Origin of the sequence: Paracoccus sp. P2 (assembly GCF_046335115.1) — a bacterium.
Taxonomy (GTDB): Bacteria; Pseudomonadota; Alphaproteobacteria; order Rhodobacterales; family Rhodobacteraceae; genus Paracoccus; species Paracoccus pantotrophus.
Genome location: NZ_JBGOSN010000082.1, coordinates 1 through 8,371 on the forward strand (window position 1 = coordinate 1; position 8,371 = coordinate 8,371).

At 64.3% G+C, this 8,371-nt stretch carries 8 protein-coding genes and 4 pseudogenes; 8 read left to right on the forward strand and 4 right to left on the reverse strand.

Annotated elements, in window-relative coordinates:
* From ACDP63_RS23485 to ACDP63_RS23500, 4 genes and pseudogenes are all read right to left on the reverse strand, one after another.
* On the reverse strand, positions 1 to 1,123 hold a 1,123-nt coding region (locus tag ACDP63_RS23485), incomplete at its 3' end, for a recombinase family protein (RefSeq protein WP_409928734.1).
* 19 nt (positions 1,124 to 1,142) lie between these two features.
* Positions 1,143 to 1,358 carry a hypothetical protein gene (locus tag ACDP63_RS23490; protein WP_409928735.1) on the reverse strand — a complete coding sequence of 72 codons (216 nt, stop codon included), beginning with the start codon at positions 1,356 to 1,358 and terminating at the stop codon, positions 1,143 to 1,145.
* 150 nt (positions 1,359 to 1,508) lie between these two features.
* A pseudogene (locus tag ACDP63_RS23495) lies at positions 1,509 to 1,934 on the reverse strand (hypothetical protein); the annotation flags it as partial.
* A pseudogene (locus tag ACDP63_RS23500) lies at positions 1,933 to 2,463 on the reverse strand (Mu transposase domain-containing protein); the annotation flags it as partial. The pseudogenes ACDP63_RS23500 and ACDP63_RS23495, both read right to left, overlap by 2 nt.
* Here ACDP63_RS23500 and ACDP63_RS23505 point away from each other — a divergent pair.
* From ACDP63_RS23505 to ACDP63_RS23540, 8 genes and pseudogenes are all read left to right on the forward strand, one after another.
* Positions 2,462 to 3,110, forward strand: a pseudogene (locus tag ACDP63_RS23505) (recombinase zinc beta ribbon domain-containing protein); the annotation flags it as partial. The pseudogenes ACDP63_RS23500 and ACDP63_RS23505 overlap by 2 nt on opposite strands.
* Complete coding sequence (locus tag ACDP63_RS23510; protein ID WP_072464323.1) at positions 3,107 to 3,511, forward strand: hypothetical protein; 405 nt, start codon at positions 3,107 to 3,109, stop codon at positions 3,509 to 3,511. The pseudogene ACDP63_RS23505 and the gene ACDP63_RS23510, both read left to right, overlap by 4 nt.
* Positions 3,511 to 3,780, forward strand: coding sequence for a helix-turn-helix domain-containing protein (locus tag ACDP63_RS23515; protein ID WP_232221010.1), 270 nt, complete (start codon positions 3,511 to 3,513; stop codon positions 3,778 to 3,780). Before ACDP63_RS23510 ends, ACDP63_RS23515 begins: the two co-directional genes overlap by 1 nt.
* Positions 3,777 to 4,004: pseudogene (locus ACDP63_RS23520) on the forward strand (type I restriction-modification system subunit M N-terminal domain-containing protein); the annotation flags it as partial. The gene ACDP63_RS23515 and the pseudogene ACDP63_RS23520, both read left to right, overlap by 4 nt.
* Positions 4,005 to 4,477: 473 nt before the next feature.
* Positions 4,478 to 5,938: a restriction endonuclease subunit S gene (locus tag ACDP63_RS23525; protein ID WP_051476507.1), complete on the forward strand. Its 1,461-nt coding sequence runs from the start codon at positions 4,478 to 4,480 to the stop codon at positions 5,936 to 5,938.
* A gap of 2 nt (positions 5,939 to 5,940) precedes the next feature.
* Positions 5,941 to 6,612 (forward strand): DUF4433 domain-containing protein, encoded by a 672-nt coding sequence (locus ACDP63_RS23530; protein ID WP_028717457.1) that lies wholly within the window; start codon positions 5,941 to 5,943, stop codon positions 6,610 to 6,612.
* 17 nt (positions 6,613 to 6,629) lie between these two features.
* Positions 6,630 to 7,694 (forward strand): macro domain-containing protein, encoded by a 1,065-nt coding sequence (locus tag ACDP63_RS23535; RefSeq protein WP_028717458.1) that lies wholly within the window; start codon positions 6,630 to 6,632, stop codon positions 7,692 to 7,694.
* A complete protein-coding gene (locus ACDP63_RS23540; RefSeq protein ID WP_409928736.1) occupies positions 7,694 to 8,239 on the forward strand; it encodes a type I restriction endonuclease in 546 nt (181 codons plus the stop codon). The genes ACDP63_RS23535 and ACDP63_RS23540 overlap by 1 nt, the downstream gene beginning before the upstream one ends.
* The last annotated feature ends 132 nt before the right edge of the window (positions 8,240 to 8,371 follow it).

Here is an 8,371-nt window from a genome sequence, read left to right on the forward strand (position 1 = left end):
GGTCGGGGTCGACCAGGCGGGTGCGCAGGGCGTTCAGCACCCGAGATTCCAGCTCGTCGCGGCGGATGTTCATCCGGTTGTCGCAGGTGCCCTTGTTGCGCGCCGTCGAGCAGCCGATCAGCTCCTTCGAGATCGCCGAATAGCCGCCGCCGCAGCAGGCGCACTTGGTCAGCCCCGAAAACAGGTATTTGGGCCGCCGGCGGTAGTTCACCTTGCGGACGTCGGCGTTGCCGCGCGCGTCGCGCGCGACCGTATTGTCCTTCTGCCGCGCCTTCACGGCGTTCCAGAGATCGTCGTCGAGGATGCGCAGTTCCGGCACCTCCTGGATTACCCAGTCCTCTTCCGGATTGGGACGCGCCTGGCGCTTGCCGGTATCGGGATCCTTGATGAAGCGCTGCCGGTTCCAGACGATCCTGCCGACATACATCTCGTTGTTGAGGATGCCATTGCCGCGCCGCGGGTTGCCGTTGATGGTGCTGAAGCCCCAGTCGCCGCCCGAGGGCGCGGGGATGCCGTCCTTGTTCAATGCCACGGCGATGGCCTTGGCCGATTTGCCGGCGGCGTAGTCGCGGAAGATGCGGCGCACGACCTCGGCCTGCGCCTCGTTGATCATCCGGTCGCCGCGGATCGGCTCGCCGTTGCCGTCGAACTTCTTGACCACATCGTAGCCGTAGGCATTGCCGCCGCCGGATTTGCCGGCCTCGACGCGGCCGCGCTGGCCACGCCGGGTCTTGTCGGCCAGGTCCTTGAGGAACAGCGCGTTCATCGTGCCCTTCAGCCCGACATGCAATTCGCTGATCTCGCCCTCCGACAGGGTGAACATCTTCACATCGGCGTAGCGCATGCGCTTGTAGATGCCGGCGATGTCCTCCTGGTCCCGGCTGATCCGGTCCAGAGCCTCGGCCAGCACCATGTCGAAGCGGCCGCGCGCGGAATCCAGGATCAGCGCCTGGAGGCCGGGGCGCTGGATCATGCTGGCGCCGGAGATGGAATGGTCGGAATATTCCTCGACCACCTGCCAGCCTTCCTTCTCGGCCCGCAGCCGGCACATGCGGAACTGGTCGGCGATCGAGGCATCGCGCTGCTGGTCGGACGAATAGCGGGCGTAGACGGCAACCTTCACGGCGGCTCTCCCTGTCGGATCAGGAGGCGCCGGGTTCCCTGGTCTTGTTCCGCGCCTCGAGATTGTCCCTGGCGGCTTGCCTACCCAGCAGACGCACCAGTCTGACGAGGCGCGGGTCGGGATTGCCGCGGGGCGTGAAGCCGAGTTCCGGCGCGCCGAGCAGCAGGGCGTCGAGCAGCGCCTCGCGTTCGCTCCGCGTCATCGTGGCCTGGGTTCGGGAGGCTGGCAAGGTCATAATCGCCAGCATCGGCGCCGAAATCCGCATAAGCAATGGAAATCGCTGTGGAATAATCGGCGGTGAATGGCATGGGCCGGGGTGCGGCAGGGCAGGGTGGCGTAGAGCGGCGCGTTCCGGCGTCGTGCAATGACTTGCCGGAATCCGGGATCAGCGCGACCGATGCCGGCGCCAGACCTCGATCATCCAGCCCAGCATCACCGCATTGAGGACATGCCACAGGAAATGCGTGCCGAAGGGCAGGGCGCCGCAGAGGGGCTGATCCAGCGTGCGGAAGGTCAGCGAGACGATCAGGATCCCGGCGCCGACGGCGAGGCCGCGCGCCGTTTCCGGCAGGCGTCTGCGCAGCAGCAGCGCATAGATCAGAATTAGCAGCGGCACCGGCGCATAGCTGGCAGACGAGCCGAGGCCGGGGATCATCGCGAAGACCGGCACCGTCGCGGCGGCGTAGGGAATGAAGCCCGCCGTTACCAGGGCGGCGATCCAGGGACGCGCCCCGAAATAGTCCCGTGTGGCGGCGAAGACGTAGAGCAGGATGAAGCCGACGATCGGCAGCACGTCCATCAGCCCGGTCATAGGCCCGGATCGAGACGTCCTGATGGCCGTAAGCGACCGGCACCGAGTAGTCGTTGGTCTTGTAGCGCACCAGAGATTGCGACGAGACGCGCCCGGTCGCCTGATCGCAGGCATCAAACGGTGCCGCCGGGAGCGGGCGCATCGCGGCGAGGTCGCGCTGCAATCTCTCGCCGATCGTTTCGCTTTCGCCGCGCAGGACATCGAGCTGGCGCCGCTCGCATTGCTCCTCCAGCCAGAGGTTGAACGCGTCCCAGGTCGCGAATTCCGGCATCGGCACCATGAAGTTGCGACGACAATAGCCCACCAGGCCTTCGACATTGCCTTTGTCGTTACCCTTGCCCGGGCGACCATACCGATCCCGGATCAGGTAATGCGACAGGAAACCGCTGAACAGCGAAGCACGCTTGCGGGTGCCGTCTGGCAGGATCTTCGCCACCAGACAGCGGTCGTTGTCATAGACGATCGACTGAGGAACCGCCTCGAAGAAGGAGAAGGCGTGGATGTGACCGTCAACCCAGGCTTCGGCCAACCGGATCGACAAGAAATATCTCTACCGGATGCTGAGCAATCGCGCCTATATCGGCGAGGCGGTCCACAAGGGCGAGCTACCCCGGCGAGCATGACGCCATCATCGACACCGGGATGTGGGACAAGGTCCACGCCATCCTGACCGAAAGCCCGCGCAAGCGTGCCGCGCGCACCCGCGCGGAGACACCAGCGCTGCTGAAGGGGCTGCTGTTCGGGCCGGACGGCGCAGCGTTCTCGCCGACACACACCCGCAAGGGCGGCAGACTCTACCGCTACTACGTCAGCCAGACGGTGCTGAAGCACGGCGCGGGGGCGTGCCCCGTCGGCCGCGTCCCTGCGGGCGAGATCGAGGCGGCCGTGCTCGACCAGTTGCGCGCCGTGTTCCGCCAGCCCGAGATCGTTGCGGGGACGTGGAAGGCGGCGCGGGCCCACACCGACGACATCACCGAGGCCGATGCCCGCGCGGCGCTGCAGCAGATCGACCCGCTTTGGGACGAACTCTTCCCCGCCGAGCAGGCTCGCATCGTGGCGCTGCTAGTCGAGAGCGTGGACATCGGCACGGACGGGCTCAACGTCCGGCTGCGCGTCGACGGGCTCAGCGGTTTGGCCCGCGAGATGCTGGCCGGCGACATCGGAGAAGCTGCATGACCCGCGGGGTTCCGATCCCGGAGACCGTGACGCTCCGCGTGCCGTTCCGCATCGTGAAGCGCGGCGGGCGCAAGGAGATGCACCTCCCCGATGGGGCCGCGACCCAGCGCCGCCCCGACGATGCCCTCGTCAAGGCACTGGCCCGGGCCTTCCGCTGGAAACGGATGCTGGAATCGGGCGAGTTCGCCACCATTGCCGAACTTGCGGAACGTGAGGGGATCGCGGTGTCCTACGTCACCCGGCTTCTGCGACTGACGCTCCTCGCGCCGGACATCGTGGAGGCCATTCTCGACGGGCGGCAGGGACCGGCGGTGACGCTGGCGCGATTGATGGAGCCGTTCCCACTGGGGTGGAAGCGCAAGTGCCCCTTGATGACAAGCAGTGACAGGAATGGGCACTGATGGACTGGCTTACCCCGGCTTCCCCTGCTAGGATCTCCGAAATCTTCGAGAGGACAGGGATGGTTATGCAGCCCGAACCCGCGATGACTGTTCGCGACGTCGCTGGTTACCTGAACGTCGATGAAAAGACGGTCTACCGCCTGGCCAAGCGGGGTGAACTGCCCGGCTTCAAGGTTGCAGGCGCGTGGCGCTTCAAGAGGGCCGATCTGGATGCATGGATCGATCAACAAAAGCAGGCTGCGCAAGATAATTCCGGGGGCGGGCATTGAGTGAACTGAACATCAGCAATTTCATCTGGAACATCGCCGATGATATCCTGCGCGACGTCTATGTCCGGGGAAAGTACCGGGATGTCATTCTGCCGATGACGGTTATTCGGCGTCTCGACGCGGTGCTGGAGCCGACCAAGGACGCCGTGCTCGCGATGAAGACACAGCTCGACAAGGCTGGAGTTGCCAATCAGCACGCCGCGTTGTGCCAGGCGTCCGGGGAGGCGGCCGCCGCCGGGCTTGGCATCCGGATGACCGCCAAGCGGCAGAAGCTGCTGATGTCGGCGCTGGGGGTCAAGGCGGCCGAGGCGGCGCCGGTCATCCGCAGGGTCGCGAAGCCGAAAGCCGGCGCCGACATCGACCACGACGCGCTGCACGGCAGCTATCGCACCACCATCGATGGCAAGCCGGTTGTCGTGGATTACGAGCCGGATACCGACCTGCGGGACACCGAACAGGTGCCGTTCCTTGAGGATGGCGGCATCGAGGCCTTCGTCCGGCGCGAGGTGCTGCCCCATGCGCCCGACGCCTGGATCGACGCCTCGAAGACGGTGATCGGCTACGAGATCAGCTTCACCCGGCATTTCTACAAGCCGCAGCCGCTGCGAACGCTCGACCAGATCGAGGCGGATATCCGCGCGCTGGAGAGGCAGACGGATGGCCTGCTGGAGGACGTGCTGGTAGGAGGCCGGGGCGCATGAGGGCGCGCGCGCTTGCCGTGGCGCCGTCGGCGGAGCGTGGGGGACTTGCCCCCTACGCCTCCTGTCGCGACAGCGGGTTGCCTTGGCTCGGCGCGATCCCGTCGCATTGGGATGTGCGGCGCGGGAAATACCTCTTTCGCGAAATCGACGACCGGACCGACACGGGGACGGAGACCTTGCTATCCTTGCGTCAGGCTCATGGCCTGATCCCGCATGCCAAGGTTTCGACCAAGCCGGTCACGCCTGACGAATTGAAGGGATACAAGCGCATTCGCGCGGGGCAGATGGTCCTGAACCGGATGCAAGCGTCGAACGGCATGTTCGCAGTGGCGCACGAAGACGGGCTGGTGAGTCCTGACTACGCGGTTTTCCAGCCCATCCAGCCGATGGAACCCGATTACTTCATCAACCTTTTCAAGACGAACATCTACCGCGCGAAATTCCGTCAGGAGTCGAAAGGGCTTGGAACCGGCATGTCGGGTTTCCTGCGCCTCTATTCGGATCGCTTCGGGGCCATTCATGTCCCGCAGCCACCGCAGGACGAACAGCGGCAGATTGTCGAGTTCGTTAGATCCTATGATCGTCGCGTCCGCCGCCTGATCCGCAACAAGCGGCGGCTGATCGGGCTGTTGAACGAGCAGAAGCAGGCGATCATCAACCGCGCCGTCACGCGCGGCCTGAACCCCGCCGCCCCGATGAAGCCCACCGGCATCGACTGGATGCCCGAGGTTCCGGCGCATTGGGAGGTTCGAAAGGTCAAGCAGGTTGCTTCCTTCAACCCCTCCAGAACGGAAAGCTCGACGGATTTTGACGACGACGATGAGGTCGTCTTCCTGCCCATGGAGAACGTTTCTGTCGCCGGTGAGGTTGACTGTAGCGCGCGTGGCAAGGTCGCGGACCTGCGGAGCGGATACACCTATTTTAGGCGGCATGACGTTGTGGTCGCCAAGATCACGCCATGCTTCGAGAATGGGAAGGGCGCGTATCTAGGCGCTCTCGACACCGAGATTGGCTTCGGCACGACAGAGTTCGTGGTGTTGAGAGCAAACCCGGAAATCGACCCCGGCTTTTTGTATCAGGTGACGATGCTGCACGCGTTCCGTCGTGATGGCGAAATGGCAATGACTGGGGCAGCGGGCCAGCAGCGTGTGCCCTTGAACTTCATGCGGGAGTTCATGTTCGGCCTCCCAGATCTGCAAGAGCAGCGACGCGTCCTCGCCTTCGTGGAACTCGAAACCCAGAAGATCAATCAGACGATCGAGAAAGCGAAATCGGAAATCTCGCTCGTCATGGAATACCGCGAGCGCCTGATTGCCGATGTCGTCACCGGCAAGCTGGACGTGCGTCACATCAAGATCACGACGCCCGCCGACGAGCCGGTCATCGACGAGGACGACGCGCTGGATGAGGACCTGAACGCCGAGGACACGGACGAACTGGCGGAGGCCGAGGACTGACCATGCCGCCACCCGCCGCCCCGAAAATCTATCACATCGTGCACGTGGACCGGCTGCCCTCGATCATCGCCGAGGGCGGTCTGCTGTGCGATGCCGAGATCGTCCGGCGCGCGGCGGCCAACCCGGCCATGGGCACCACCATCGGGATGACCAGCATCAAGGAACGGCGGCTGAACGAGCTCGAGCTTTCCAGCCATCCCGGCCTGCGTGTCGGCGGCTGCGTGCCCTTCTACTTCTGCCCGCGCTCGATCATGCTCTACCTGATCCATTGCGCGAACCATGCCGAACTTGCCTATCGCGGCGGCCAGGGGCCGATTGTCCATCTGGAGGCCGACCTGCGCGACAGCGTCGCTTGGGCGAATCAGAACCGGTCCCGCTGGGCCTTCACCCTGTCGAACGCCGGGGCCTATTACTTCGAGGACCGGGCCGACCTCGAGCAGCTTGACGCCATCAACTGGGACGCGGTCCAGACGAACCGCTGGGCGGGGAACGGCATCTCGCGCTCGGTCAAGGAAGGCAAGCAGGCGGAATTTCTCATGGAACGGGCTTTTCCATGGCAGCTTGTGACCCGGATCGGGGTAAGGTCGCAACAGGTCTACGGGCAAGTCAGGGCGGCCTTGCAGGCGGCGGGCCATAAGCCGCATGTCGAAATCAAGCCGGATTGGTACTATTGATGGGGAGGGAGGCAGCGATGTTCGAATACAAGACGGGCGATATTCTGGCCGCCGATGCCGACGCCCTGGTGAATACGGTGAATTGCGTCGGCGTGATGGGCCGAGGGATCGCGCTTCAGTTCAAGAACGCGTTCCCGGAGAATTTCCGTGCCTACGAGCAAGCCTGCAAGCGTGAGGAAGTCCGGCCGGGCCATATGTTCGTCTTCGAGACCGGCCAGCTGACCAGCCCGCGATACATCATCAACTTCCCGACCAAGCGCCACTGGCGCGGCAAGAGCCGTATGGAGGACATCGACGCGGGGCTGAAGGATCTGCAGCGAGTCATTCGGGAGAGGAAGATTCGGTCAATCGCCATTCCCCCGCTTGGCAGCGGGCTGGGCGGCCTCGACTGGAATGAGGTCCGGCCAAGGATCGAAGAGGCGCTGCGCGGCTTCAGCGACCTGCATGTCATCATCTTCCAGCCGAATGGCGCCCCGGAACCGGCCCGGATGGCAAGGCGGCAGACGGCCCCGAACATGACCCCCGGCCGTGCGGCGCTGGTCGGCCTGATGGACCGTTACCTCAGCGGGCTTCTGGATCCGTTCGTGACGCTGCTTGAGGTGCACAAGCTCATGTATTTCATGAAAGTCAGTGGCGAGCCGTCGATGGAGCGGCTTCGGGTGGTGAAGGGTCCATACGGCCCGTATTCGGAGAACCTGACCCACGTCCTGCGCGAGATCGAGGGATATTTCGTCTCCGGCTACCGCGACGGGGGCGATGCGCCCAACAAGCAGCTCGAGCTTGTGCCGGGAGCGGTGAAGGACGCCGACGAATTCCTCGAAGAGCATCCAGACACGCGGGCCCGTTTCGACAAGGTGGCCAGCCTCGTCGAAGGCTTCGAGACGCCATTCGGGCTTGAGCTTTTGTCAACGGTCCACTGGGTGATCACGCACGAGTCCCCGCACTCGATCAATGAGGCGGTCTCCAAGGTTTACGGGTGGAATGATCGCAAGAAACAGTTCTCGCCGAGGCAGGTCGCACTGGCGGCGGAGGTCCTTCAGAAGAAGGGCTGGATCGATGCCGGTGCATTGCAGGCGGGCTGATGACGACGGACACCAGCGAGAAAGGCCTCGAAGCCCTCATCGTCCGCTCGCTCATTGACGAGGCGGGTTACGTCGCCGGGGCTTCGAAGGATTTCGACCGGGACCACGCCGTTGACCTGACGAAGCTGTTCGACTTCCTCAACGCGACACAGCCCGAGGCTGTCGAGGCGCTCGGCATCGGCGAGGATGGACCGAAGCGGCTGCAGTTCCTGCACCGACTGCAGGGCGAGATCGCCAAGCGCGGCGTCATCGACGTGCTGCGCAACGGCGTGAAGCACGGCCCCGGCTCGGTGGAGCTGTTCTTCGGCACGCCGACCCCGGGCAACGCCAAGGCCGAGGCGTTGTTCGCCGCGAATATCTTCAGCGTCACCCGCCAGCTGCGCTATTCGAAGGACGCCACCAAGCTGTCGCTCGACGCGGCGGTCTTCATCAACGGCCTGCCGGTTGCCACCTTCGAGTTGAAGAACAGCCTGACCAAGCAGACGGTCGAGGATGCGATCGAGCAATACAAGCGCGACCGCAATCCGAAGGAGTTACTGTTGTGAAACGGCATGCAAGTTTGACCCCTATCTTGGGGGGAAAGTGACCTGCCCCTGAACTTTCATCCAGCCGCGACCGGAGCCCGGTTAGTGTTTACGCCAATTGGCGCAGGTTGAGCAATCGCCCGACGCGCGGAG

Bases quoted from the DNA above. Each gene is read 5' to 3' on its own strand.
- ACDP63_RS23490 (WP_409928735.1), bottom strand. From the start codon at position 1,358: ATGACCTTGCCAGCCTCCCGAACCCAGGCCACGATGACGCGGAGCGAA.
- ACDP63_RS23510 (WP_072464323.1), top strand. From the start codon at position 3,107: ATGACCCGCGGGGTTCCGATCCCGGAGACCGTGACGCTCCGCGTGCCG.
- ACDP63_RS23515 (WP_232221010.1), top strand. From the start codon at position 3,511: ATGGACTGGCTTACCCCGGCTTCCCCTGCTAGGATCTCCGAAATCTTC.
- ACDP63_RS23525 (WP_051476507.1), top strand. From the start codon at position 4,478: ATGAGGGCGCGCGCGCTTGCCGTGGCGCCGTCGGCGGAGCGTGGGGGA.
- ACDP63_RS23530 (WP_028717457.1), top strand. From the start codon at position 5,941: ATGCCGCCACCCGCCGCCCCGAAAATCTATCACATCGTGCACGTGGAC.
- ACDP63_RS23535 (WP_028717458.1), top strand. From the start codon at position 6,630: ATGTTCGAATACAAGACGGGCGATATTCTGGCCGCCGATGCCGACGCC.
- ACDP63_RS23540 (WP_409928736.1), top strand. From the start codon at position 7,694: ATGACGACGGACACCAGCGAGAAAGGCCTCGAAGCCCTCATCGTCCGC.